At 61.4% G+C, this 24,875-nt stretch carries 21 protein-coding genes and 2 tRNA genes; 7 read left to right on the top strand and 16 right to left on the bottom strand.

Annotation, left to right across the window (positions count from 1 at the left end; all coding sequences use genetic code 11):
• Window positions 1-2: 2 nt before the first annotated feature.
• Window positions 3-929, top strand: a complete 927-nt coding sequence (locus tag BDB13_RS14510) for an NUDIX hydrolase (protein ID WP_094274921.1) — start codon at window positions 3-5, stop codon at window positions 927-929.
• Between the two features lie 131 nt (window positions 930-1,060).
• On the opposite strand, the gene BDB13_RS14505 is transcribed toward BDB13_RS14510, so the two are convergent.
• The 3 genes from BDB13_RS14505 to leuC form a co-directional block, all read right to left on the bottom strand.
• A complete protein-coding gene (locus tag BDB13_RS14505; protein ID WP_094272252.1) occupies window positions 1,061-1,753 on the bottom strand; it encodes an HU family DNA-binding protein in 693 nt (230 codons plus the stop codon).
• Between the two features lie 157 nt (window positions 1,754-1,910).
• Window positions 1,911-2,519 (bottom strand): 3-isopropylmalate dehydratase small subunit, encoded by a 609-nt coding sequence (leuD, locus tag BDB13_RS14500; protein ID WP_094272251.1) that lies wholly within the window; start codon window positions 2,517-2,519, stop codon window positions 1,911-1,913.
• Between the two features lie 29 nt (window positions 2,520-2,548).
• Window positions 2,549-3,970, bottom strand: a complete 1,422-nt coding sequence (leuC, locus tag BDB13_RS14495; protein ID WP_094272250.1) for a 3-isopropylmalate dehydratase large subunit — start codon at window positions 3,968-3,970, stop codon at window positions 2,549-2,551.
• A gap of 171 nt (window positions 3,971-4,141) precedes the next feature.
• On the opposite strand from leuC, the gene BDB13_RS14490 reads away from it, so the two are divergent.
• The 3 genes from BDB13_RS14490 to BDB13_RS14480 all read left to right on the top strand — a co-directional run bounded on the left by BDB13_RS14490 (window position 4,142) and on the right by BDB13_RS14480 (window position 5,686).
• Window positions 4,142-4,843 carry an IclR family transcriptional regulator gene (locus BDB13_RS14490; protein WP_094272249.1) on the top strand — a complete coding sequence of 234 codons (702 nt, stop codon included), beginning with the start codon at window positions 4,142-4,144 and terminating at the stop codon, window positions 4,841-4,843.
• A gap of 86 nt (window positions 4,844-4,929) precedes the next feature.
• A complete protein-coding gene (locus tag BDB13_RS14485; protein ID WP_094272248.1) occupies window positions 4,930-5,439 on the top strand; it encodes a pyridoxamine 5'-phosphate oxidase family protein in 510 nt (169 codons plus the stop codon).
• A 49-nt stretch (window positions 5,440-5,488) separates the two neighbouring features.
• Entirely contained in the window at window positions 5,489-5,686 is a 198-nt protein-coding gene (locus tag BDB13_RS14480; protein WP_094272247.1) for a DUF5302 domain-containing protein, read from the top strand.
• A 146-nt stretch (window positions 5,687-5,832) separates the two neighbouring features.
• Here the strand turns inward: BDB13_RS14480 and BDB13_RS14475 are convergent.
• The 11 genes from BDB13_RS14475 to BDB13_RS14425 form a co-directional block, all read right to left on the bottom strand.
• Window positions 5,833-5,905 (bottom strand) — tRNA-Glu (locus BDB13_RS14475).
• Between the two features lie 120 nt (window positions 5,906-6,025).
• Window positions 6,026-6,097, bottom strand: a tRNA-Gln gene (locus tag BDB13_RS14470).
• Between the two features lie 181 nt (window positions 6,098-6,278).
• Complete coding sequence (gene gltX / locus BDB13_RS14465; RefSeq protein ID WP_094272246.1) at window positions 6,279-7,754, bottom strand: glutamate--tRNA ligase; 1,476 nt, start codon at window positions 7,752-7,754, stop codon at window positions 6,279-6,281.
• 101 nt (window positions 7,755-7,855) lie between these two features.
• A complete protein-coding gene (locus BDB13_RS14460; RefSeq protein WP_094272245.1) occupies window positions 7,856-9,250 on the bottom strand; it encodes a DUF1214 domain-containing protein in 1,395 nt (464 codons plus the stop codon).
• 63 nt (window positions 9,251-9,313) lie between these two features.
• Complete coding sequence (locus tag BDB13_RS14455; RefSeq protein ID WP_094272244.1) at window positions 9,314-10,498, bottom strand: alkane 1-monooxygenase; 1,185 nt, start codon at window positions 10,496-10,498, stop codon at window positions 9,314-9,316.
• 364 nt (window positions 10,499-10,862) lie between these two features.
• The gene (locus tag BDB13_RS14450; protein ID WP_094272243.1) at window positions 10,863-11,636 is read right to left on the bottom strand and encodes a fumarylacetoacetate hydrolase family protein; all 774 of its coding nucleotides are present in this window, start codon (window positions 11,634-11,636) and stop codon (window positions 10,863-10,865) included.
• An 86-nt stretch (window positions 11,637-11,722) separates the two neighbouring features.
• Window positions 11,723-12,736 carry a 3-isopropylmalate dehydrogenase gene (locus BDB13_RS14445; protein WP_094272242.1) on the bottom strand — a complete coding sequence of 338 codons (1,014 nt, stop codon included), beginning with the start codon at window positions 12,734-12,736 and terminating at the stop codon, window positions 11,723-11,725.
• A 78-nt stretch (window positions 12,737-12,814) separates the two neighbouring features.
• Window positions 12,815-14,407, bottom strand: a complete 1,593-nt coding sequence (gene serA, locus BDB13_RS14440) for a phosphoglycerate dehydrogenase (RefSeq protein ID WP_094272241.1) — start codon at window positions 14,405-14,407, stop codon at window positions 12,815-12,817.
• A 250-nt stretch (window positions 14,408-14,657) separates the two neighbouring features.
• The gene (gene ilvC / locus BDB13_RS14435; protein WP_176459722.1) at window positions 14,658-15,659 is read right to left on the bottom strand and encodes a ketol-acid reductoisomerase; all 1,002 of its coding nucleotides are present in this window, start codon (window positions 15,657-15,659) and stop codon (window positions 14,658-14,660) included.
• A gap of 54 nt (window positions 15,660-15,713) precedes the next feature.
• A complete protein-coding gene (ilvN, locus tag BDB13_RS14430) occupies window positions 15,714-16,217 on the bottom strand; it encodes an acetolactate synthase small subunit (protein ID WP_003944718.1) in 504 nt (167 codons plus the stop codon).
• Window positions 16,214-18,154 carry an acetolactate synthase large subunit gene (locus BDB13_RS14425; protein ID WP_094272239.1) on the bottom strand — a complete coding sequence of 647 codons (1,941 nt, stop codon included), beginning with the start codon at window positions 18,152-18,154 and terminating at the stop codon, window positions 16,214-16,216. Before BDB13_RS14425 ends, ilvN begins: the two co-directional genes overlap by 4 nt.
• A 268-nt stretch (window positions 18,155-18,422) precedes the next feature.
• On the opposite strand from BDB13_RS14425, the gene BDB13_RS14420 reads away from it, so the two are divergent.
• Both BDB13_RS14420 and ilvD read left to right on the top strand, forming a co-directional pair.
• Window positions 18,423-18,989 carry a PH domain-containing protein gene (locus BDB13_RS14420; RefSeq protein WP_094272238.1) on the top strand — a complete coding sequence of 189 codons (567 nt, stop codon included), beginning with the start codon at window positions 18,423-18,425 and terminating at the stop codon, window positions 18,987-18,989.
• A gap of 116 nt (window positions 18,990-19,105) precedes the next feature.
• A complete protein-coding gene (gene ilvD / locus BDB13_RS14415) occupies window positions 19,106-20,947 on the top strand; it encodes a dihydroxy-acid dehydratase (protein WP_094272237.1) in 1,842 nt (613 codons plus the stop codon).
• Window positions 20,948-21,022: 75 nt separating this feature from the next.
• Here ilvD and BDB13_RS14410 read toward each other — a convergent pair whose 3' ends face one another.
• Window positions 21,023-21,976: an STM4015 family protein gene (locus BDB13_RS14410; protein ID WP_094272236.1), complete on the bottom strand. Its 954-nt coding sequence runs from the start codon at window positions 21,974-21,976 to the stop codon at window positions 21,023-21,025.
• A gap of 395 nt (window positions 21,977-22,371) precedes the next feature.
• On the opposite strand from BDB13_RS14410, the gene BDB13_RS14405 reads away from it, so the two are divergent.
• Window positions 22,372-23,907, top strand: coding sequence for an amino acid permease (locus BDB13_RS14405; RefSeq protein WP_094272235.1), 1,536 nt, complete (start codon window positions 22,372-22,374; stop codon window positions 23,905-23,907).
• 74 nt (window positions 23,908-23,981) lie between these two features.
• Here BDB13_RS14405 and BDB13_RS14400 read toward each other — a convergent pair whose 3' ends face one another.
• A complete protein-coding gene (locus BDB13_RS14400) occupies window positions 23,982-24,818 on the bottom strand; it encodes a DoxX family protein (RefSeq protein ID WP_094272234.1) in 837 nt (278 codons plus the stop codon).
• Window positions 24,819-24,875 lie beyond the last annotated feature (57 nt).

Below are 24,875 nucleotides of genomic sequence, written 5' to 3'. Positions count from 1 at the left end.
CCATGACTGACAAACCTGTGAAAGCAAATATCTTTGCCGCCGGTGCAGTGTTATGGCGAAAGGCACCCGATAATCCGCAGTCGATCGAGATCGCAGTCATTCATCGCCCCAAATACGATGATTGGTCCTTCCCCAAGGGAAAACTGGATCCGGGTGAGACTTTCCTGACAGCCGCTGTTCGCGAAGTTCAGGAAGAAACGTCGATGAATGTTCGGCTCGGTCGTCATCTCGGCGGTGTCACTTATCCGATTCCGGGGCACCGCAAGCTGAAACGAGTCGAATACTGGGCGGCTGAATCAGTCGGCGGAGAGTTCGGCGCGAACAACGAGGTCGACGTACTGCATTGGCTTCCTGTCGATGAAGTCCCGGACCATCTCTCGTATCCGATGGATCGGATGATCCTGCGCCGCTTCGTCGCGGTACCGACCGATACCCGCACGGTCCTGCTGGTACGTCATGCGAAGGCTGGAAGTCGCAAGCGGTACAACGGCGATGACACTCTTCGGCCTCTCGATGCCACAGGCAAAGAACAAGCCGCGGCATTGGTAGGTCAGCTACGACTCTTCGGCGCCGACTCCGTCTATGCCGCCGACCGAACACGATGCATCGATACAGTGTTGCCACTCGCCGAAGCGCTGGGAGTCGAGGTTACGGCGGAACCCCTTCTGAGCGAAGAGGGTTACCAGGCGGATCCAGCGGCCGCCCGGGCGCGAATCCTCGAGATTGCGTCTGCAGGCGGCACACCGGTCATCTGCAGCCAAGGAGGCGTCATTCCGGATCTGATGGCTTGGTGGAGCCAATCAGCCGGTGTAACACTGCCCTCCGCACGCAACCGCAAAGCGAGCACCTGGGTGCTGTCCTTCGTCGGCGACCAATTGGTTGCAGCCGATCATCTCGACAGCCCCCTCCCCAAAGTCTCCAACGCGTAAAGGTACTTACGCAAAGTATTGACCGGCAGAAGAATTCACAAACCCCGAATACAAAAGAAGAGGCGCAGTCGCGATTTCGATCGCGACTGCGCCTCTTCTTTTACTACATCGGGTATTTCACCCGAAAGCGACTACTTGGAAGCGCGCTTGGCCGGAGCCTTCTTGGCCGGAGCCTTCTTGGCTGCAACCTTGGCCGGAGCCTTCTTGGCTGCAACCTTGGCCGGAGCCTTCTTGGCGGGAGCCTTAGCGGCAACCGTCTTCTTGGCTGCAACCTTGGCCGGAGCCTTCTTGGCGGGAGCCTTAGCGGCAACCGTCTTCTTGGCGGGAGCCTTAGCGGCAACCGTCTTCTTGGCTGCAACCTTGGCCGGAGCCTTCTTAGCGGGAGCCTTAGCGGCAACCGTCTTCTTGGCTGCAACCTTGGCCGGAGCCTTCTTGGCTACCGTCTTCTTGGCTGCTGCCTTCTTGGCTGCTGCCTTCTTGGCTGCTGCCTTGGTAGCCGGCGCGGCTACGCCACGCTTGACTGCCGGGCCACTGGCCGGAAGCTTCTGGCCGCCAGCGATAACGGCCTTGAACTGCGCACCCGGACGGAAAGCCGGAACCGACGTCGGCTTGACCTTGACGGTCTCGCCGGTACGCGGGTTGCGTGCGACACGTGCCGCACGACGACGCTGTTCGAAGACGCCGAAACCGGTGATCGTCACGCTCTCGCCACGGTGGACGGCGCGGACGATGGTGTCCACGACATGCTCCACTGCATCGGTTGCTGTGCGCCTGTCCGAACCCAGCTTCTCAGTCAGAACATCGATGAGCTCTGCCTTGTTCATTGAAATTCCTCCGCAAATAATGGTCCACCGTAGGACCGACTGAGAACTACGGTAAACCTGATAACGGCAAGAGTCTATGTGCCACGCCAATTCTCAATCAACGTAACACCGAAATGGTGACCTATTTCTCTCTCTCGCCGCTATCGGCGATTTCCGTTCAGCCCTGCGAAATTTGGGCCGGGAGGGTAGTCGGTTTCCATGAAGGCCTTGACTTTTCGAACTCGGAAATCGCCTCTACCTGCCGCAATGTCAGCCCGATGTCGTCGAGTCCTTCGAGCAGACGCCACCGTGTGTAGTCGTCAATCGTAAAGGGCACCACCGTTGTTCCGGCTGTCACTGTCCGATTTTCGAGATCGACAGCCAATTCGAGTCCGGGCTGCTCGTCGAGCAACTTCCACAGCAATTCGACGTCGCTCTGCTCGACCTGTGCCGCCAGCAGACCCGCTTTTCCGGCGTTTCCGCGAAAAATATCTGCGAAGCGCGAAGCGATCACGACCCGAAAACCGAAGTCGGATAGCGCCCAAACGGCATGCTCCCGGGAGGATCCCGTTCCGAAATCGGGTCCGGCCACGAGGACACTGCCCTTGTCGTAAGGCGCGACATTGAGGATGAAGTTCGGATCGCTACGCCATCCGGCGAACAGTCCGTCCTCGAATCCCGTGCGCGTCACCCTTTTCAGGTAAACGGCGGGGATGATCTGGTCGGTATCGACATTCGAGCGTCGCATCGGTACGCCGATACCCTTGTGCGTGGTAAAGGATTCCATCGAAAATTCTCCTCGATTGTGTAGGTACGTCAGACCAGATCGGACGGTGCCGACAAAGTTCCACGGACTGCGGTGGCGGCTGCGACAAGCGGTGAAACCAGATGGGTCCGGCCACCTTTGCCTTGTCGGCCTTCGAAATTCCGGTTCGAGGTCGATGCCGAACGCTCGCCCGGCGCCAACTGATCCGGGTTCATGCCCAAGCACATCGAGCAACCGGCCTGACGCCATTCCGCGCCCGCCGCTACGAAGATGTCTCCGAGGCCTTCACTTTCGGCCTGCGCCCGGACCCGCATGGAGCCGGGAACGATCAGCATCCGAACACCTTCTGCCACACTGCGACCCTCGAGAACCCCCGCAACCTCGCGGAGGTCTTCGATTCGTCCGTTGGTGCACGACCCGACAAAAACGGTGTCGACGGAAATATCGCGCAACGGCATTCCGGCGTCGAGACCCATGTAGGTGAGCGCCTTCTCGGCTGCCTGACGTTCGTTCTCGTCGACGATCTCTTCCGGATTCGGCACACGATCACCCAGCGGCGCACCCTGTCCCGGGTTGGTTCCCCACGTGACGAACGGTGTCAGCGAACTCGCGTCGATGCGAACCTCGTTGTCGAATACCGCTCCGTCGTCGGTCTTCAACTGCTCCCACGCTGTCACTGCGGCATCCCAGTCCGCGCCTGTCGGCGCGTGCGGGCGGCCCTTGATGAACTCGTAGGTGATCTCGTCCGGTGCGATCATGCCGGCGCGGGCACCGGCCTCGATCGACATGTTGCAGATGGTCATACGCGCTTCCATCGACAATGTGCGGATCGCTTCGCCGCGGTATTCCAGAACGTATCCCTGCCCGCCGCCGGTGCCGATCTTGGCGATGACGGCGAGGATCAGGTCCTTGCTCGTGACACCGGGCTGCAGTTCCCCGTCAACCGTGATCGCCATTGTCTTGAAGGGGCGCAACGACAGTGTCTGTGTCGCCATCACATGCTCGACCTCGCTGGTGCCGATTCCCATTGCAAGAGCACCGAAAGCGCCATGGGTCGAGGTGTGCGAGTCGCCACAGACGACAGTCGTTCCCGGCTGCGTCAGACCGAGCTGCGGTCCGACGACATGCACGATCCCCTGATCCAGATCGCCCATGCGGTGCAAGCGAACTCCGAATTCCTCACAATTTCGGCGCAGCGTGTCGACCTGAGTCTTGGAGACGGGATCGGCAATCGGCTTGTCGATGTCGACGGTCGGGACGTTGTGATCCTCGGTGGCGATCGTCAGGTCGGGGCGACGCAACTTCCGTCCCGCCAACCTCAGTCCGTCGAATGCCTGCGGGCTCGTCACTTCATGGACGAGGTGAAGGTCGATGTAGATCAGGTCGGGAGCCTGACCTTCGCCCTTCACGACAACGTGGTCGTCCCACACCTTCTCGGCGAGAGTGCGTGCTTTCTGTGCCATGTCTTCCACCTCTGTACGTAGCCTCGCGTCGACGAACTACGGGCTGGCCCGCCGCGCGTGAAGATAAGTCCGACAGCCCAACACTTTTCATGCTGCGCATTAATCCTCGGAAGTGGAAGCTGGTGACCTGTAGGAGATCATGCGCTACTATCCCACTATGCGAGAAACTGGTATCGACCTATGAGACAGCATAGCGGCATCGGCGTGCTGGACAAAGCAATGGGCGTGCTTCATGCAGTAGCCGAAGAACCGTGCAGCCTCACCGAACTCTGCGCGCGCACAGGACTACCCAGGGCAACGGCTCACCGCCTCGCCGTCGGCCTCGAAGTCCATCGACTCCTCGCCCGCGATTCCGACGGCCTGTGGTGCCCCGGTCCCGGACTCGCCGAATTGGCTGCCACTGCCAATGATCCTCTGATTGCCGCTGCGGGTCTCATTCTCCCCCGGTTACGCGAGATCACCGGCGAGAGTGTCCAACTGTATCGACGCGAAGGTACGCAGCGCGTCTGCGTCGCGTCGATGGAACCACCGACCGGTCTGCGTGACACCGTCCTGGTCGGCGCACGACTGCCGATGAATGCCGGATCGGGCGCCAAGGTCCTTCTCGCGTGGGCAGATCCGCAGACTCAGCGCACTGTTCTCGCCGACGCAACCTTCGGCGAGCGAGTTCTTCTCGAAGTCCGCCGGCGCGGTTGGGCGCAGAGCGCAGCCGAACGCGAACCCGGAGTCGCCAGCGTGGCAGCGCCCGTACGGGACTCGGCCGGCACAGTGGTAGCGGCAATTTCGGTTTCCGGACCGATCGACCGGATGGGTCGACGCCCGGGTGCGCGATGGGCAGCCGATCTTCTCGCGGCGGCAGAAGCACTGCACAAGCGCCTGTAATCGGACACGTAATCATGTAATCCGTGCCACAGTAAGGACTTCAGGAACCGCACCTCCCAACGACGATCGAGGAGAGCTACGCCGTTATGACAGGGAAACAGCGCAGTCAGATCACGATGACAGACTCCGAAATTTCGGAGTTCGTCGAAAAGAACCGCACCGCAACGATGGCCACGCTGAGCGCAGACGGCATGCCTCACCTCATCGCTATGTGGTTCGCGATCGTGGACGGCGAAATCTGGTTCGAGACAAAAGCGAAGTCCCAGAAAGCTGTAAACCTTCGCCGCGACTCCCGAATGTCGATACTGATCGAGGACGGCCTCACCTACGACACCCTCCGCGGAGTCTCGATGGAAGGCGTCGGAGAAATCGTCGACGACCCCGAGGCGCTTTTTGCCGTGGGTATCAGTGTCTGGGAGCGATACACCGGACCCTATTCCGAGGATCTCCGCCCCGCTGTCGACGCCATGCTCCACAAGCGTGTGGCGGTGCGATTCGTGCCCGCGCGCACTCGGTCGTGGGATCACCGCAAGCTCGGCATGCCGGCCATGCCGCTGTCCGGGTCTACAGCTCCCGCCCATGAGGGCGTAGCTTGACCATCAGGCCCCAAGCTTCACCAACAGGCCGCAACGAAGGAGTACACAGATGAGCGAGCAGGACAGCAGCACCCCGCCGGAGTCGGAAACACCAGCGGAGGCCAACAAGCGCAAGTTCCGCGAAGCACTCGATCGCAAGAACCACGGCAATGCGACGTCGGCCGATCATCGTGACGGTCAGTCCAAAGTCCACAACACTCACGGCTCCGCCGACCACAAGCGCGAATTCCGCCGCAAGAGCGGATAAGCCGCACACCCCATACGTCTGAGATGAACAAACACGTATGAGATGACAATCACCCCAGCCGGATTCGGCTGGGGTGATTGTTTTTACTCGATTTCAGTATCAATAAGAAAGACCCTCCAATCAATGATTGGAGGGTCTTTCTTTTGTAGCCCCGACGGGATTCGAACCCGCGCTACCGCCTTGAGAGGGCGGCGTCCTAGGCCGCTAGACGACGGGGCCAGGACACGCTTTACGCATGCTTTATTCTTTGCACTTCAAGAGCAACCTTGCGGGCTGTTCTGTGGAAGCTCAGCAAGCCTAGCTTGCTTGAGTCCGGCTGCAAAATCGACCGGATTTTCGCTGGGGTACCAGGACTCGAACCTAGAATGGCGGTACCAGAAACCGCTGTGTTGCCAATTACACCATACCCCAATGAATTACTTCATTGTCTTACTGCCTTGCAGTCTTGCTTGGCCTTGCTCGCTCCGCTTCGCTGTTGTGCTCGGCGGCTCGTCTCCGGCCGAAAAGAAGATTACCAGTACCCCTGCCCCAAACACCAAATCGTATGGTCAGAGCCACTTTTTCACCCTTTTTCGGCCGGAGACCACCCAAATTAGGCGGTTACCGCTGCCCTACCGGCGCGCAAACGGGCGATAGACACGTCACGACCGAGCAGTTCCATCGACTCGTAGAGCGGAGGGCTGATGTGAGAGCCGGTGATCGCCACCCGCACCGGCGCGAACGCCTTGCGCGGTTTGAGCTCCAGATCCTCGATGAGCGCCTTCTTGAGTGCTTCCTCGACAGCAGCTGTCGTCCACGACTCGATCGCCTCGAGCGCGGCAATAGACGCATCCAAGACCGGACCCGCATCTTCCTTCAAGTTCTTTGCTGCCGCGGCCGGATCGAGTTCGAACGACGCTTCGTCGACGAACAGGAACTTGAGCAGATCCCACGCGTCGGACAGAACCACGATGCGGGTCTGGACGAGGTCTGCGGCGACCGTGAACGTTGCTTCGTTCACGTCGTCGCCGATGTGACCCTGGTCGACCAGGAACGACTTCAGACGGGCCGCGAAGTCAGCCGGCTCGAGCAACCGGATGTGCTCGGCGTTGATCGCGTCGGCCTTCTTCTGGTCGAACCGAGCCGGATTGGAGTTGACCTTGGAGATGTCGAACGCCGCCACCATCTCGTCGATCGAGAAGACGTCGTGGTCATCGGCAATGCTCCAGCCCAGCAATGCCAGGTAATTGAGCAAGCCCTCGGGAATGAACCCGCGGTCACGATGAATGAACAGGTTGGACTCGGGGTCACGCTTGGAGAGCTTCTTGTTGCCCTGGCCCATGACGAAGGGAAGGTGACCGAAGGACGGGGTGAAGTCCGCGACACCGATCCGGATCATCGCCTCGTACAGAGCCAACTGACGCGGAGTCGACGAGAGGAGGTCTTCGCCGCGCAGAACGTGCGTGATCTTCATCAATGCGTCGTCGACAGGATTGACCAGTGTGTAGAGGGGAATGCCGTTGCCGCGCGTCAACGCGAAGTCCGGCACGGTTCCGGCCTTGAACGTGGTCTCGCCGCGAACCAGGTCGTTCCACGTCAGGTCATGGTCAGGCATTCGCAAACGGACTACCGGCTGGCGACCCTCGGCAATGTAGGCCGCGCGCTGCTCGTCGGTGAGATCCCGATCGAAGTTGTCGTAACCGAGTTTGGGGTCGCGTCCGGCCGCCTTGTGCCGCGCTTCCACCTCTTCGTTGGTCGAGAACGACTCGTAGGCCTCACCGGCTGCACGCAGCTTTGCGACGACGTCGAGATGCAGATCACGACGCTCCGACTGGCGGTACGGAGCGTGAGGCCCACCGACCTCCGGGCCCTCGTCCCAGGTCAGACCGAGCCAACGCAAGGCATCGAGGATTGCCTGATAGGACTCTTCGCTGTCTCGCTGGGCATCGGTGTCTTCGATGCGGAACACGAAGGCTCCACCGTGGTGTCGTGCGAACGCCCAGTTGAACAGGGCAGTGCGCACCAGACCCACATGCGGGGTTCCGGTAGGTGACGGACAGAAACGGACGCGTACTTCGCTGTTGGTCATGGCTCACTTGGCTCGGCGATGATGGATGGTCGTAGTACAGATTAGTCCCGACAGCCATTTGTTTTCCCGAAGACTTACGCAAACGTTCGCGACCGGAAGGTTCATTGCGCCGGCGTGAAGTCTCCGGGGCGCCAGCTACCGTCGAATGCCGCCGTTTCGGGTCCGTAGATACGGACATACGCGAACCATCCACGACCGGGAACAGTTTCCAACCAGGTATCCGCCGAGTTCATCGGCTTGTTCGGACCGAAATGCAGAGTGATCTCGTCCGTGGAGTTCTGCTCCGAGGACAGCTCGAACAGAGATCTGAGCGCTCCCTTGTTCTGCGATGTCTGCACTTGTGAACGCGTCTGTGCGTCGTAAATTGTCACGGACCAGAACAGTTTGGCCGGCACCGGCAACGGGACGGTGAGCGTGTAGTCCCGGCCGCCGTCCAGATAGGTTCCACTGTTGTCGCGCGCAGCGAGCCAATACAGCGATCCGCTGCCTTCGACACGCCTGAACATCGCCGGAGACGCCACGATCGCCTGCACGAACCACCGGTCGCGAGCTTCGAGATCAATACCCGCCGGTGTCTCGAAGTCTGCATTGTCGGGGACCAGGCCCACCCATTCCCAATGCCGATCGTTCCAGGCCACTTGATCGGCGCGGGTACCGGCAAACGCCGTCACCAGCATTTGATCGCGCCCTTGTCGAGCGGCACTCGCCAGCAGGGCGGCTTCGTGTTCTCCGGGTGCGAACGAGGTTCGTTTTCCGATACCGAGCGTCGTGAGCAAACCATGCATGGGCCGGAACTCCTCGACAACGGGTTCTTCCTCGAGGATCCCGTGGAGTACCCGCCAGAATTCGAGGTTGTCTTCCCATCGCAGGCAGGAGCTGTCCATCGATCGGGTGCTGGTGTCGACCACATCGGCCAGCTTGTCGGTGCCGAGTCGATAGATCTTCACTCTGCTCAGGGCTGCGATGGCCGCGTCGAGGTCTCCACCGATCGGCAAAGCACGGACAGCTAGCAGCACTTTGTAGGAATTCGACTGGCTGACATGGTGATCGATCGGCGCCGGCGCGGAGTAGTCAGGCGGGAGAATTGCATATTTACCTCCGGCACCGTGGTCAGGTCCGGGTATGCCCAGATCGGTGATCCATCGATGGTTATGGTCGTCGACGAGACCGATATACGGACCGGCCGGCAGTTCGACAACCATCGGCCCTTCGGAAAGATCCAACGCCGCAGCCCCGTAAGGGGTGTCGGAGTTGAGAGTAAATCCCACCTGCCGCGGTGTCGTCGCAGCTATTCCCATCACCTTGTTGTCGTCGAAACCAATTTCGCGGTTGCCGTTGAAGATTCCCTCGATCGACACGGTCGGGTACCAGAAGCGATAGGCAACAAGGGCACGCGCCAGATAGGCGTCGTCGCGAGCTTGATCGGTAGTCGCAGAGCTCGGATAACCGCCGATGAATTCGTAGGACGCGTCAGATACCGAATTGGTGTGGGCCATACCCAGATCTTCGATGTGACACCGGCCGTTGGCACCACCCGAGTTGGATGATCGCCGATCGACCTATCTCGATTCGCGGCCGCCTCGAGCCCTCCCGGGAAGGGTGTTCATACGGCTCGTGTCGCCGTCGTAGTACGCAAGGAGTCGCTTGTCCATGATCATGCGCCACAGCGGCGGCACCCAGGCACAGACGATCATGACGGCATATCCGGCGGGCAACTGCGGCGCATCCGGGGCGCTGCGCAGGCTTTGATAGCGCAGACGCGGATTCGCGTGGTGATCACTGTGCCGCTGCAGCTGATAGAGGAACAGGTTGCTCACCACATGATCGCTGTTCCAACTGTCTTCCGGCGAGCATCGAACGTAGGAACCGTCGTCGCGTTTGCCGCGCAGCAGACCGTAGTGCTCGAGATAGTTCGCGGTTTCGAGGAAGGTGAATCCGGCGACCGCCTGCACGGCAAGCCACGGTGCGATCTCCCAGCCGAAGACTGCGATGAGACTGCCGAACAGCACCACGCTCATCGCCCAGGCATTGAGGATGTTGTTCTTGTACGTCCAGGTCCGCAGACCCTGCCGTTCGAGGCGGGCACGTTCGATCCGCCAACCCGAGCGCAGACCGCCGAAAACGCTCCGCGGCAGGAAGAACCAGAAATTCTCGCGGTATCTCGAACTCGCGGGGTCTTCGGGGGTTGCCACCCGGACGTGATGCCCGTGATTGTGCTCGACGTAGAAATGCCCGTAGAAGGACTGGGCCAGCGCGATCTTTGCGAGCCACTTCTCGAGCTTCTGACTCTTGTGACCCATCTCATGTGCCGCGTTGATGCCGACGCCGGCAACAACTCCGACGGTCATGGCGAGGGCGAACTTCTCCCCCGCTGCCATCGGCGAGTTCACCCAGCACCAGCACGCGAACACGAGCCCGATGAACTGCAGCGGAAGGAACAGGTACGTGCACCAGCGGTAGAAGCGATCCTCTTGCAACTCGGGAATCTTGTCGTCCGGCGGACTGTTTCCGTCCTCGCCGGCCAGCAAGTCGATGAGCGGAATGACGATGACGATCAACCACGCCCCGACGGCCCAGAACAAGCCCAGGCTCAACTTCTCCACGAGGAACCAGGCCGCGAACGGACTCAACGGCACCAGTAGACCCAGTGGCCACAAATAGCGCTTTTTATCCCGCCACACGGGCGCGTCAGCCTTGGCCGGGCGCGGTGACCGAGTTCGATGATCAGATGCAAAGGCACCCATTGGCCACCGCCTCCATTTCCGAAACTTCACGAATACCCCACCGGTATCAATCCAGCTATCGGTCAGACTACGGGCAGACGTTACAGAATTGGAAGTCATGTTACCGAACAGTTAAATTGCCCGACTCGTCACCAATATGAAGATCACTAAACCTAAAGATGCAGGTAAAGTGACTATCTCACCTTGTCGGTATCTAAAATTTCAATAACGTCCACCAAAGATGTGATGCGTGCTACATCAAGAAAGAGTAGCCAATTCGGACTCGAGCGACTTTTCAGCTATCCGAACTAGCGAACACAAACCACCCTGATACGACAAACGCTCGACCGGGAATCCCCCGGTCGAGCGTTCTGAACGTGCGCCGTCAGCGCTTGGCGATAACCGGGTTGGTCAACGTGCCGATACCGGAGACGGTCACCGAGACGGAGTCACCGTCGACGATCGGACCGACGCCTGCCGGAGTACCGGTGAGAATGACATCACCCGGCAGCAGTGTCATCACTGCAGACACCCATTCGATGATCTTGGGAATGTCGTGCAGCAAAAATGCAGTGCTGCTGTCCTGCTTCACCTGACCGTTCACCTCGGTCTTGATATCGAGGTCCGACGGATCGAGCGCCGTCTCGATCCACGGACCGAGCGGGCAGAACGTGTCATGCCCCTTCGCTCGGGTCCACTGACCGTCATGACGCTGGTGATCGCGCGCCGACACGTCATTGGCAACGGTGTAACCGAGGACGACGCTCAATGCCTTGGCAGCCGGAACATCCTTGCACGGCTGACCGATGACGATGGCGAGCTCACCCTCGTAATGCACTTCGGTTGAGCTGGGCGGCAATACAATTGGCGCACCCGGACCCACGATGGAGGTATTCGGCTTGAGGAAGATCACCGGATCGGCCGGTGCCTCGCCGCCCATCTCGGCAACATGATCCGCATAATTCTTGCCGATACAGATCACCTTGCTGGCAAGGATCGGCGCGAGAAGACGCACATCGGCTAGTGGCCAACTACGGCCTGTAAAGGTGGGATTCCCGAAGGGGTGCTCGGCAATTTCCTTGGCAACGAGGGCATCCTCGTCACCTTCGATACTGACAAACGCAACACCATCGGGACTGGCAATTCGACCAAGACGCATGGGTGCAAGTCTATCGGGACCGCGCAAACGACTTCACGCGCACAAGCCGTAAGGCCTGCGCGCGTGAAGAGTCGTACAACGAATCTCTACAGTGCTGCGGTGATCCGGTCGCCGATCTCCGTCGTGGAGATGGGACCGTCCCCGCGCGAAGCCAGGTCAGCGGCAACAACAGCCTCGACCCGAGCAGCGTCGGCCTCGCGGCCTAGATGACGCAGAAGGAGTGCAGCCGACAGGATCGCTGCCGTCGGATCTGCAATTCCCTTGCCGGCGATGTCCGGAGCACTGCCGTGCACAGGCTCGAACATCGACGGATTGGTGCCCGACGCGTCGATGTTTCCGCTTGCGGCCAAACCGATTCCACCGGTCACAGCGCCGGCGAGGTCGGTGATGATGTCACCGAACAGGTTGTCCGTGACGATGACGTCGAAGCGCGACGGGTCGGTGACCATGTAGATGGTGGCGGCGTCGATGTGGCAGTACGCGGTCTCGACATCCGGGTACTCCGCGCCGACGGTCTCCATTGCACGGGTCCAGATAGCTCCGGCGTTGGAGAGCACGTTGGTCTTGTGGATCAGCGTGAGGTGCTTGGACCGAGTCTGCGCCAACGCAAATGCGTAACGCACGACGCGTTCGGCGCCGAACCACGTGTTGATCGAGACCTCGGTGGCGATTTCGTGATCGGTGCCGACGCGGATCGCTCCACCGTTGCCGGTGTACGGGCCTTCGGTGCCTTCACGAACCACGACGAAGTTGATCTCCGGCTGCGCAGCGAGCGGCGACGTGGATCCCGGGTACTGCTGTGCCGGACGGAGATTCACGTGATGATCGAGCTGGAAACGCATGTTGAGCAGCAGTCCACGCTCGAGGATGCCCGGCGCGACGATCCGCGGATCGCCGATGGCGCCCAACAGGATCGCGTCGTGCTGACGAATCTGATCGAGCTCGTCTGCCGGCAGCAGTTCACCGGTGGCGTTATAGCGCTGAGCACCAAGATCGTATTCGGTGGTCTCCAGATCGGGGACCAACTTGCCGAGCACCTTGAGCGCTTCAGCTGTGACCTCGACACCGATTCCGTCACCGGGAATGACCGCAAGCTTCATTGAATCCTCATATCTGTAGAACTGTGCGCCTTTATTAACCGCCGGCGGTTAATAAAGGCGCACAGTGAGAAACAACAATCAGGAAAGGTCTACCTGAGCCACACGCGCATCGAGCTGCGAAATGATTGCCTCGACCTCGGCATCGGCAACTACCTTGTCGACGCGGAGGATGACCGTTGCGCCTTCGCCTTCGGCGTCCTGGCTCAGTGCTGCAGCCAGGATATCGATGCCGGCGTTGCCGAGAACGGTGCCGAGGATTCCGAGGACACCCGGACGATCGCTGTAGTGCGCGATGATGTTGTGGCCCTCGGCGCGCAGATCGAAGCTGCGGCCGTTGATGTTGACGATCTTCTCGACCTGGTGAAGGCCGGTGAGTGCACCCGTGACGGAGGTGACGGTGCCGTCAGCGGCAACCGCGCGAACCTCGACAGCGCTGCGGTGAGCGAGTGCCTCGGAGTGCTTTTCGACCGACACGGTCACGCCGCGCTGCTCGGCCAGAGCCGGTGCGTTGACGAACGTGACTGCTTCGTCGCTGCTCGCGGAGAAGACACCGCGGAGAGCTGCGAGACCGAGAATGTCGACGGTTTCTGCGGACAGCTCGCCGGTGGCGACAACCTGAACCGTCTGGACTGCCTCGGGAGAAAGCGTCGCCGCGAGCAGACCGAGCTTGCGGACCAGTTCGAGCCACGGAGCTACTTCTTCGCCAACCGGACCACCGGAGACGTTGACGGCCTCGGGAACGAATTCACCGGCGAGTGCCAGGAGGACGCTCTTGGCGACGTCGATGCCCGCGCGGTCCTGAGCTTCGGACGTCGAAGCGCCGAGGTGCGGGGTGACAACAACGTTGTCGAGCTCGAAGAGCTTGGAATCGGTGCACGGCTCGGTGTTGAACACGTCGAGGCCGGCGCCGCCGACCTTGCCGGAAACCAGTGCGTCGTACAGTGCGTCTTCGTCGATCAAGCCACCACGAGCGGCGTTGACGATGATGACGCCGTCCTTGGCGCGGGAAAGACGCTCGGCGTTGATCAGGCCGGCTGTTTCCTTCGTCTTAGGGAGGTGCACGGAGATGAAGTCCGCGCGCTCGACCAGCTCGTCGATGGTGACCAGTTCGATGCCGAGCTGCGCTGCGCGCGCTGCGGGCAAGTAGGGGTCGTACGCGATGATCGTGGTCTCGAAAGCGGCGAGACGCTGAGCGAACAGCTGGCCGATGCGGCCGAGGCCGACGACGCCGACAACCTTGTCGCGGATCTCGACGCCGTTGAACTTGCTTCGCTTCCAGGTGTTCTCACGCAGGGTCTTGTCTGCGGCGGGAATCTGGCGAGCCGTCGCCATGAGCAGTGCAACTGCATGCTCGGCAGCAGAGTGAATGTTGGATGTCGGTGCGTTGACGACCATGACGCCGCGCGCGGTGGCAGCGGGGATCTCGACGTTGTCCAGGCCGACACCGGCGCGGCCGATGATCTTCAGCTTGGTGCCGGCGGCCAGAACCTCGGCGTCGACGGTGGTGGCGGAACGTACGAGAATCGCGTCGGCCTCGGGCACAGCTGCGAGCAGAGCAGCGCGGTCGGGTCCGTCGACCCAACGCACCTCCACACCGTCGCCCAGTGCCTCAACTGTGGACGGCGCGAGTTTGTCGGCGATCAGAACAACGGGGCGGCCAGGCTGGCTCACGTGCAAACTCCCTGATTAGGTGGGTGTGGGGGTGGTTTAACCCCCCGTAGTTTAGTGCGCGCCGACTCGGTATCCACAACTCGGTAGGCAATACCACATAGTGGACACTTTCGCGGGCGAATTCGTAGGCGAGAATTGTGCGGGATCCGGTGGACCCGAAAAACAACTCCGGCCCAATGCCGCGCCGGTCCAAGACAATTGGACCAGCGCACCATCGGGCCGGAGTCAATGACAAGCTGAAACAGCGTTATTACGCGGTTTCGGTGATCGGACGATCGACCCAGCTCATCAGGTCGCGCAGCTTCTTGCCGGTGACCTCGATGGGGTGCTCGGCGTTAGCCTTGCGCAGGCCTTCGAGCTCGGTGTTGCCGTTCTCGACGTTGGCAACCAGACGACGGGTGAACTCGCCGGACTGGATGTCGGCCAGGATCGCCTTCATGCGCTCCTTGGTGCCGGCGTCGATGACGCGCGGTCCGGAGAGGTATCCGCCGAACTCAGCGGTGTCGGACACCGAGTAGTTCATGCGGGCGATGCCGCCTTCGTACATGAGGTCGACGATGAGCTTGAGCTCGTGCAGAACCTCGAAGTACGCCATCTCGGGTGCATAGCCGGCCTCGACCATGACCTCGAAACCGATCTTGACCAGTTCTTCGGTGCCGCCGCAGAGAACAGCCTGCTCGCCGAAGAGGTCCGTCTCGGTCTCTTCCTTGAACGTGGTCTTGATGACGCCGGCGCGCGTTCCGCCGATGCCCTTCGCGTAGGACAGTGCGAGGGCCTGGCCCTCACCCTTCGGGTCCTGATCGATGGCGATGAGCGCGGGAACGCCCTTGCCGTCGACGAACTGGCGACGAACCAGGTGGCCGGGGCCCTTGGGGGCAACCATGCCGACGGTGACGAACTCCGGAGCCTTGATCAGGTCGAAGTGAATGTTCAGGCCGTGGCCGAAGAACAGCGCGTCGCCGTCCTTCAGGTTGGGCTCGATGTCATTGGTGAAAATGCTCGCCTGAGCGGTGTCCGGTGCGAGCACCATGATGACGTCTGCCCATGCGGAAACCTCGGCCGGCGTGCCGACCGTGAGGCCGGCTTCTTCTGCCTTGGCGCGGGACTTGGAGCCGTCCTTGAGGCCGATGCGAACATCGACACCCGAGTCACGCAGGCTCAGCGAATGCGCATGGCCCTGGCTTCCGTAGCCGATCACAGCAACCTTGCGGCCCTGAATGATCGACAGATCGGCATCGTCGTCGTAGAACATCTCGACTGCCACAGTTCTCAACCTCTCCTTGGATTATTACGTGTCTAAAAGTACTTAGCGGGTGGCCGTGATCGACTTCGGCCCTCGACCGACTGCCACGACCCCGGACTGAACGATCTCCCGGATACCGTACGGATCAAGCATCCGCAGCAGTGCATCCAGCTTGGACCGAGTACCGGTCGCCTCGATGGTGACGGACTCCGGAGAGACGTCGATCACCTTGGCGCGGAACAGGTTCACCGTTTCGATGACCTGGGTGCGCACGCTTGCATCTGCGCGCACCTTGATGAGCACGAGCTCGCGAGCGACGGAGGCTTCGCCGTCCTGCTCGACGATCTTGATGACGTTGATCAGCTTGTTGAGCTGCTTCGTCACCTGCTCGAGGGGGAACTCGTCGACGGTGACGACGATAGTCATACGTGAGATCTCGGGGATCTCGGTGCCGCCCACCGCGAGGGATTCGATATTGAATCCGCGGCGGGAGAACAGTGCGGAGACGCGAGCCAGCACGCCTGGCTTGTCCTCGACGAGAACACTGAGGGTGTGACTGGTGCTCACTTCTGATCCTCCCCTGCGCCCGCGGCGGGTCCGGCCTGCTCGCGCGTCATGGCTTCATGGATGACGGCGGGTTCGGCTACTGCCTCGTCGTCGTCGAACAGCGGCCGGATGCCCCGGGCCGCCATGATTTCGTCATTGCTCGTTCCGGCGGCGACCATCGGCCACACCTGGGCGTCGGCGGTGACGATGAAGTCGATCACGACAGGCTTGTCGTTGATCGACTGCGCCTCACGGATTGCAGCCTCGACGTCTTCTTCACGCTCGACGCGAATTCCGTGGCAGCCCAATGCTTCTGCGAGCTTCACGAAGTCCGGGATGCGGACCGCACCGTGCGTTCCGAGGTTGGTGTTGGAGTAACGCTCATCGTAGAAGAGCGTCTGCCACTGACGAACCATGCCGAGGTTGCCGTTGTTGATGAGGGCAACCTTGATCGGGATACCTTCGAGCGCGCAGGTGGCAAGTTCCTGATTGGTCATCTGGAAGCAACCGTCGCCGTCGATGGCCCACACCTCGGTGTCGGGCATACCCATCTTGGCGCCCATGGCCGCGGGAACCGCGTAACCCATGGTGCCGAGTCCGCCCGAGTTGAGCCACGTGCGGGGCTTCTCATAGCTGACGAACTGCGCAGCCCACATCTGATGCTGGCCGACGCCGGCGCAGTAGATGGCATCCGGTCCGGCGAGCTTGCCGACGGACTGAATGACGAACTCGGGGCTCAACTTGCCGTCGGTGGGACGGTCGTAGCTCAGCGGGTAGGTACGACGGATGTCGTTCAGGTACGCCCACCATTCGGCGAGATCTAATGAGGTGCCCGTCGCCATGTCGGCACGGATCGCCTCGATCAGCTCGGTGATGACCTCTTTGCAGTCGCCCACGATCGGGACGTCTGCGTAGCGGTTCTTACCGATCTCGGCCGGGTCGATGTCGGCGTGGATGACCTTGGCGCCGGTGGCAAAGGAACTCAGCTGACCGGTGACGCGGTCGTCGAAACGCGCACCAAGGGTGATCAGCAGGTCACTACGCTGCAGTGCTGCGACAGCGGCAACCGTGCCATGCATGCCAGGCATGCCGCAGTTGAGGTCGTGACTGTCCGGGAATGCGCCGCGGGCCATCAGCGTGGTGACGACGGGGATTCCGGTCAGTTCGGCCAGTTCGAGCAGTTCGGGTGAGGAGTCGGACTTGATGACGCCGCCACCGACGTAGAGGACCGGCGCCTTGGCGTCGGCGATCAGACGTGCGGCTTCGCGAACCTGCTTGCCGTGCGGCTTCGTGACCGGACGGTACCCGGGCAGACGCATCTCCGGCGGCCACGAGAACGTGGTCTGCGCCTGCAGGATGTCCTTGGGGATATCGACCAGCACGGCGCCGGGGCGACCGCTGGACGCGAGGTAGAACGCTTCCGCGATGATCCGCGGGATGTCGATAGCGTCGGTGATCAGGAAGTTGTGCTTGGTGATCGGCATCGTGATGCCGGAGATATCGGCTTCCTGGAAGCCGTCGGTACCGATGAGGCTGCGGGCGACCTGTCCGGTGATCGCAACGACGGGCACGGAATCCATCTGTGCGTCGGCGAGAGGGGTCACCAGGTTGGTGGCACCAGGACCCGATGTAGCGATGCAGACGCCAACCTTGCCAGTGGCCTGGGCGTAGCCCGTGGCAGCGTGACCTGCACCTTGCTCGTGGCGAACGAGAACGTGACGCACCTTGACCGAATCGAAGAGCGGATCGTAGAGCGGCAAGACGGCTCCACCGGGAATACCGAATACCGTTTCCACCTCGAGTTCTTCGAGGGCTCGAACGACAGACTGCGCGCCCGTTACCCGCTCAGGCGGGAGCTGGCGACGGCTGACCGTCGACGTTGCGGCAGCCGCGGTTGTCGGGCTCGATGTCCCTGACTTTCGCGGCGAGGGTTGAGGCCGTGCTGTTGGTGCGCTCACTTGGAAATCCTCTGATTCTGGATCCGGGCAACAAAAAACCCCCGTCAGCGTCTGCTGAGCGAGGGTGGCGCGTCGTTATCTGGTGAGTTGAAAATTATCGACTCAAGCGACGACGCGCCGGTCGATTACGAGCAACTCATTCTGTTTCACGCACTCGACAGTAGAGGCGCTAGTCGCGAACGGCAAACTTGGTGAGTCAACCGTCCCAGAATCTGAGATACATCAGCTGCAATGCGAAGATGTAGAGGTGTCAACTTCGCAGCAGCCCGTGCCACCGGCTCAATCATCCCACACGCCGAAACCACTTCGGCACGTCATCCGCATTTCGCAGCTCGCCTACATGGCGTGCGCGTTTCTCCTCTTCGCCGTCAGCTTCCCCATCTTCGGGTGGCCGGTCGCCTTCGGCTGGTTGGTAATCCTCCCGATCTTCGCCGTATATGTGGTTGCCCGCCTACGTACCACCGTCAGCAACGACGGCCTCGAGGTCCGTTCGTTGTTCTCGACGCGCACCCTCTCCTGGGACGAAGTCAAGGGCTTCCGCTTTCCGAAGCGCAACTGGGCCCGCGCCGAACTCGTCGACGGAACCGAGGTGCCCCTGCCCGCAGTCAGCTTCCACCGCCTACCCGAGATCGCCATCGCCAGCGGTGGCCGCATCACCGACCCCTACGCATCTGCAGCAGCAGCCTTCGATGCTGAACGAGCCGAGCAGGCCGAGCAGGCCGAGCAGGCCGAGCAGGCCGAGCAGGCCGAGCAGGCCGAGCAGGCCGAACAAGCAGCCCAGGCCGAACAGCCGGCAACCGACTCGGATAACCAGCCCGAAGAAGAACAAAAGTAACGCCCGAGTAGCGTTGAATCGCCCTCGCTTCAATTCTTTTCGCCGCGCGGTGCACTGCACCGGACTTTCGCGCGGCAAAGAAGTAGATCAGCAACGATCACATAAGGAATACGCCCATGCCCCCGTTGAGGTCACGCACCACCACCGTCGGACGTAATGCTGCCGGAGCCCGATCCCTGTGGCGCGCCACAGGAATGACGGATTCCGACTTCGGTAAGCCGATTGTCGCCGTCGCGAACTCGTACACCCAGTTCGTACCCGGCCACGTGCATCTCAAGAACGTGGGCGAAATTGTTGCCGAGGCAATCGCGGCAGCCGGCGGCGTCGCGCGCGAGTTCCACACCATCGCCGTCGATGACGGCATCGCCATGGGTCACGGCGGAATGCTCTACTCGCTGCCCAGCCGCGAGATCATCGCCGACTCCGTCGAATACATGGCCAACGCGCACACCGCCGACGCCTTGGTGTGCATCTCCAACTGCGACAAGATCACGCCCGGCATGCTCAATGCCGCGATGCGCCTGAACATCCCGACCGTCTTCGTCTCCGGCGGACCGATGGAGGCCGGTAAGGCAGTGGTCGTCGGCGGCGTGGCGCAGGCCCCCACCGACCTCATCACCGCCATCTCGGCGTCCGCCAACGACGCCGTCTCCGACGAGGGACTCGACGAGGTCGAGCGCAGCGCCTGCCCGACGTGCGGTTCTTGCTCAGGAATGTTCACGGCCAACTCCATGAACTGCCTCACCGAGGCTCTGGGCCTCGCGTTGCCGGGCAACGGTTCAACCCTGGCGACCCACAAGGCTCGTCACGCGCTCTTCTCTCGCGCCGGCACCACCGTCGTCGAAGCTGCCCTCAAGTACTACCGCGACGGCGACGAGTCGGTGCTGCCGCGCAATATCGCAACCCCGGCTGCGTTCCGTAACGCCATGGCTCTGGACGTCACCATGGGTGGCTCGACAAACACCGTTCTGCATATTCTGGCCGCCGCGCAGGAGGGTGAGGTCGACTTCGACCTCGAAACCATCGACGCCATCAGCCGCAAGGTGCCGTGCCTGTCCAAGGTCTCCCCCAACTCCGACTACCACATGGAAGACGTCCACCGTGCCGGCGGAATCCCCGCACTGCTCGGTGAATTGCGTCGCGGCGGACTCCTCGAGACCGACGTCTCGACTGTGCACACCAAGAGCTTCGACCAGTGGCTCGACGACTGGGACATCCGCTCCGGCAAGGCGACCGACGAAGCAATCGAACTGTTCCACGCCGCTCCCGGCGGAGTGCGCACGATCGAGCCCTTCTCGACCGAAAACCGTTGGAGCTCACTCGATACCGACGCGGCCGGCGGATGCATCCGCGACGTCGAACACGCTTACACAGTCGAGGGTGGACTGGTCGTGCTGCGCGGCAACGTCGCCGTCGACGGCGCGATCCTCAAGACCGCGGGCATCGACGAAGACCTCTTTTCCTTCCAGGGGCCCGCGCTGGTCGTCGAATCTCAGGAAGAAGCCGTCTCGGCGATCCTGCAGAAGAAGATCAAGCCGGGCGATGTCCTCGTCGTTCGCTACGAGGGACCCAAGGGCGGCCCGGGCATGCAGGAAATGCTGCACCCCACCGCTTTCCTCAAGGGCGCAGGACTCGGCAAGCAGTGCGCGTTGATCACCGACGGCCGCTTCTCCGGCGGAACGTCCGGACTGTCCATCGGCCACATCTCCCCTGAGGCTGCCGCCGGCGGAGTCATCGGCCTGGTGCAGAACGGCGATCAGGTCCGTATCGACGTTGCCACCCGCACCCTCGAGATCCTTGTCGACGACGACGTCCTCGCTGATCGTCGCGCCAAGATGGAAGCCTCCGAGCGTCCGTGGCACCCGGTTGATCGTCAGCGCGCCGTCACCACTGCCCTGCGTGCGTACGCAGCGTTGGCGACGTCAGCTGACAAGGGCGCGGTTCGTTACGTCCCGTAAGTAGCAGCACTCGAAAAGGTCCCCAGCCGCATGCGGCTGGGGACCTTTTGTCTTCGAACCACAAACCTGAACTATCTACTCGGTGACGGCAATACACCGCCACACCTCGCCGTCGCACGCGTCCGGCGACATCAGCTCCGACAAGTCGACGTGAACCGCTAATTCGGCGCAGTGCTGCGTCAGGTCCGCGACTACGGCATCGGAAAGAAAGTGGTGGTGCAGATCAAGTGAGTCGAGATGGGCGAACCGACGGCTGGCGAGGAGCGCCGCAGCACCGTCGTCGGTGAGAACGCCCAACGACAGATCCAGGGTGCGCAACCGGGCAAGGAGCGGGGCTGCGACTACCGCATGCACAACAGCGTCCTGAATCTCGCTGTTCCGCAAGCCGAGATGCTTCAACGACGGCAAGGATTCACCGCTGAGGAGGACAGAGAGATCCTCGGCGGTGGCGTCGCCGCCGTATCCGTCGTCGCCGAGCCAGAGTTCCAGAGACTCGAGGGCCGGGAATTCGCTGGAGGATATTCCGCGGACTACGTCGAGCGGCAGGCCACCCGATTCAATGGTTAAACGGCGCAGACAAGCATGTCCGGTTGGGGGGAACTGCAATTCGGTCCCGCCGCGAATCCCCAATTCGACCAACCTCGGAAACGCCGCAAGAATCGGGGTGACGTCGGATTGCTGGATCCAGGAGATCTCCTGCTGCTCTTGCGTGATGTCGGCAAGAAACAGCGCACGCAGTGACGTCAACCGTTCTTGTTGTCCGACAATCAGTTCCACGATCAACGACGAGTCGAACTCGTACGATTCGCCCCACTCACCGATGATCAACGCCTGAACTGCCGACAGGTCCACCGTCGCCACGAACCTCGTCCAGGCATCGGTGAATTCCTCCGCGTCATCGGCATACGGTTCCACCGAGATTCGCCAGGCTACGGCGTCGGCGTCAGGCAACACGCCGCCCGATGCTGCCGGGTTGGGGAAATCGAATGCCGGACGACCGTGCAGTGTGCCGAGGTGGGTGACGATCATCAAAATCTCCTTCTGGCCGAGGCGACGCTCACATCGCGTTTGATTACCCGTTGACAGCAGGACCGACCGACAGGTACGAAAAATTCAGCACCCCAACGAGGCTCGCTTCAGTGAAACCGCCTGGCACGTCGGACATTTCAGACACCCCCAAAGGTGAAATAGGTGAGTGGACTCACCCTGCCGTAGTGTGCACGACGCAGCTGAGCAAATCAGATACCTATTGGAGTCCCGCAGAACGAAAAGTGATCATTTCAGTCAGTTCAGTCGTCTCGACTTGCGCACTGCGCTCACCAATGGTTCCCTCAGCAGGTCGTTGAGACCCACATCACATTCGACAACAGTCAGCCACCTCCCGGCCCCCACAAGGTCGCCGGGAATCAACCAAGGAGCAATACATGCCCGGAGTCGGCATATGGCGCACCAAATCCGTCGAGCAATCGATCGCGGACACCGACGAGCCTGAGACAAAGCTCAAAAAGGAACTGACTGCGAAAGACCTGACGGTCTTCGGTGTCGCCGTCGTCATCGGCGCAGGTATCTTCACGCTCACCGCCAGAACCGCAGGCAACGTTGCCGGCCCGTCCATCTCGCTCGCGTTTGTCCTCGCTGCCATCGCCTGCGCGCTCGCAGCCCTCTGTTACGCCGAGTTCGCGTCGACCGTTCCCGTCGCCGGTAGTGCGTACACATTTTCGTACGCAACCTTCGGGGAGTTCGCGGCCTGGATTATCGGCTGGGACCTCATCCTCGAATTCGCGCTCGCCGCGGCAGTTGTCGGCAAGGGTTGGTCGCTCTATCTAGGCAATGTCATCGGAGCAAGTGGCAGTACCACCGCCCACCTCGGGCCGATCAGTTTCGACTGGGGCGCACTGCTCATCATCGCGGCCATCACAACGATCCTCGCCATCGGAACCAAGGTTTCCTCCCGCGTCTCCGCAGTCATCACCGCGATCAAGATTGCCGTTGTGCTCCTGGTCATCATCGTCGGCTCGTTCTACATCAAGAAGGAGAACTACTCTCCCTTCATCCCGCCGGCCGAAGGTGCTGACAGCTCGGCAAGTGGAATCCATCAGACCCTGTTCTCCTGGCTCACCGGTGCCGGTGGCAGTAGCTACGGCGCCTACGGCCTGCTGGCCGCGGCCAGCCTGGTGTTCTTTGCCTTCATCGGGTTCGACGTCGTCGCAACCACCGCCGAAGAGACAAAGGATCCCCAGAAGGCCCTGCCCCGCGGAATCTTCGGATCTCTCGCGATTGTGACCGTCCTGTACGTCGCGGTGACCCTGGTACTCACCGGAATGGTCAAGTACACGGAATTGAAGGACGGCAGCCCGCTGGTCGGCGATTCCAGTGCCACACTGGCCACTGCCTTCGAGGCCAACGGGATCGGTTGGGCCCAAACTGCCATCAACTTCGGCGGCCTGGCCGGTCTGACCACCGTCGTCATGGTGATGATGCTCGGTCAAACGCGAGTGCTGTTCGCGATGTCGCGTGACGGCCTCATGCCTCGCAAGCTGGCAAAGACCAACGACAAGGGCGTCCCGGTCCGCATTACTCTCATCGTCGGCGGCATCGTCGCTGTGCTTGCAGCGTTCTTCCCCATGGGAACGCTCGAAGAAATGGTGAACATCGGCACACTGTTCGCATTCGTACTCGTCTGCATCGGCGTCATCGTCCTGCGTCGCACTCGCCCCGATCTGCCGCGTGGATTCCGCGTGCCGTGGGTGCCGTTCGTTCCGATTCTGGCCGTTCTCGCCTGCGGTTGGCTGATGCTCAATCTCTCGGTCGAGACCTGGATCCGATTTGTGGTCTGGATGGCCATTGGCGTTGTCGTCTACTTCTTGTACGGACACCGCAAGTCGGTACTCGGACGCAAGATCAAGGACGGAACTGCTATCCCGTCCGCGAATGCCGCACCAGTGCTTGTCAAAGACTGACACTGCCCGCTGACAAAAGAACCGCCGCCTTCCTTGATGGAGGGCGGCGGTTCTGTTGTGAACCAGTCACACGATCAGATCAGCGGATTGGCACCGTTCAGGAAGATCCACGTGCACACACCCGCCGCAATGCCGAGAATGAGGACCACCAGCGACCCGACGTACGGCCTCCTTGCCCACCCACGGCGTCCGTCCAAGGACAGAAGGCCGGGACCGGTCAAGATGATGACACCAGCACAGATACCCAGCAGCATCTCATATTCGGTGCCTTCCGGTGCAAAATACTCGAGTCCGGGCGCACTCGCCTGACGCAAGGCCCAGGCATTGATCATCACGGCCAGAATTGACGCGGCCGCTACCGGAGTCAGCAGGCCCAAGATGAGCAGCGCGCCGCCAGCCACCTCGCCGACCCCACCGAGGATCGCGAGCAATTTTGCCTGCTCGAACCCGGCGTCGGCCAACATCGTTTCAAAGCCGCCCAGACCCGGACCGTTCCAGATACCGGTCAGCTTCTGCAATCCGTGCACCAATGCCGTCCCACCGACCGCCAGACGGAGCACCAGCAGGCCCAGATCGAGCGTTCCACGTCCGGTCGACAAGTCCGACGAGTCGCTGACCACCGGCACCGGATCAGCGGCCGGAACCGGATCAGCCGATATCTCGTAGGCGGGATCGCGACTCAGCACCTCGGTCTGCTTGTCGGCCCCCGGGGCACGATAGGTCGGAAGCTGTTCGGTCACGGAATTTGCATTCGCGGAGCCGAAATCCAATTCGTCGTCGGTACGCGGCAAGGGATTCTTGGCACTCACCGTCGGAAATTTTTCGGTGGGGAGATCGTAAGGACTCGATACTCTGCCCAACACCGTGTCCGTTTCAGGCACTTCGCTGGGATCTTTCCGCTCGTCAGTCACGTTGGTGAGCCTAAGTCCGTTTCGCGAACTCGTCGGGGAAGCTACTCCGGCGTGGCG

It is taken from the genome of Rhodococcus sp. OK302 (assembly GCF_002245895.1).
Lineage (GTDB): Bacteria > Actinomycetota > Actinomycetes > Mycobacteriales > Mycobacteriaceae > Rhodococcus_F.
Note: the sequence above shows the minus strand (reverse complement) of the source record. Positions and strands in the feature narration are given on the sequence as shown.

What these genes read in the sequence shown, in the direction of transcription:
- BDB13_RS14510 (WP_094274921.1), top strand. Translation starts at nt 3, where the DNA reads ATGACTGACAAACCTGTGAAAGCAAATATCTTTGCCGCCGGTGCAGTG.
- BDB13_RS14505 (WP_094272252.1), bottom strand. Translation starts at nt 1,753, where the DNA reads ATGAACAAGGCAGAGCTCATCGATGTTCTGACTGAGAAGCTGGGTTCG.
- leuD (WP_094272251.1), bottom strand. Translation starts at nt 2,519, where the DNA reads ATGGAATCCTTTACCACGCACAAGGGTATCGGCGTACCGATGCGACGC.
- BDB13_RS14490 (WP_094272249.1), top strand. Translation starts at nt 4,142, where the DNA reads ATGAGACAGCATAGCGGCATCGGCGTGCTGGACAAAGCAATGGGCGTG.
- BDB13_RS14485 (WP_094272248.1), top strand. Translation starts at nt 4,930, where the DNA reads ATGACAGGGAAACAGCGCAGTCAGATCACGATGACAGACTCCGAAATT.
- BDB13_RS14480 (WP_094272247.1), top strand. Translation starts at nt 5,489, where the DNA reads ATGAGCGAGCAGGACAGCAGCACCCCGCCGGAGTCGGAAACACCAGCG.
- gltX (WP_094272246.1), bottom strand. Translation starts at nt 7,754, where the DNA reads ATGACCAACAGCGAAGTACGCGTCCGTTTCTGTCCGTCACCTACCGGA.
- BDB13_RS14460 (WP_094272245.1), bottom strand. Translation starts at nt 9,250, where the DNA reads ATGGCCCACACCAATTCGGTATCTGACGCGTCCTACGAATTCATCGGC.
- BDB13_RS14455 (WP_094272244.1), bottom strand. Translation starts at nt 10,498, where the DNA reads ATGGGTGCCTTTGCATCTGATCATCGAACTCGGTCACCGCGCCCGGCC.
- BDB13_RS14450 (WP_094272243.1), bottom strand. Translation starts at nt 11,636, where the DNA reads ATGCGTCTTGGTCGAATTGCCAGTCCCGATGGTGTTGCGTTTGTCAGT.
- BDB13_RS14445 (WP_094272242.1), bottom strand. Translation starts at nt 12,736, where the DNA reads ATGAAGCTTGCGGTCATTCCCGGTGACGGAATCGGTGTCGAGGTCACA.
- ilvC (WP_176459722.1), bottom strand. Translation starts at nt 15,659, where the DNA reads ATGTTCTACGACGACGATGCCGATCTGTCGATCATTCAGGGCCGCAAG.
- ilvD (WP_094272237.1), top strand. Translation starts at nt 19,106, where the DNA reads ATGCCCCCGTTGAGGTCACGCACCACCACCGTCGGACGTAATGCTGCC.
- BDB13_RS14410 (WP_094272236.1), bottom strand. Translation starts at nt 21,976, where the DNA reads ATGATCGTCACCCACCTCGGCACACTGCACGGTCGTCCGGCATTCGAT.
- BDB13_RS14405 (WP_094272235.1), top strand. Translation starts at nt 22,372, where the DNA reads ATGCCCGGAGTCGGCATATGGCGCACCAAATCCGTCGAGCAATCGATC.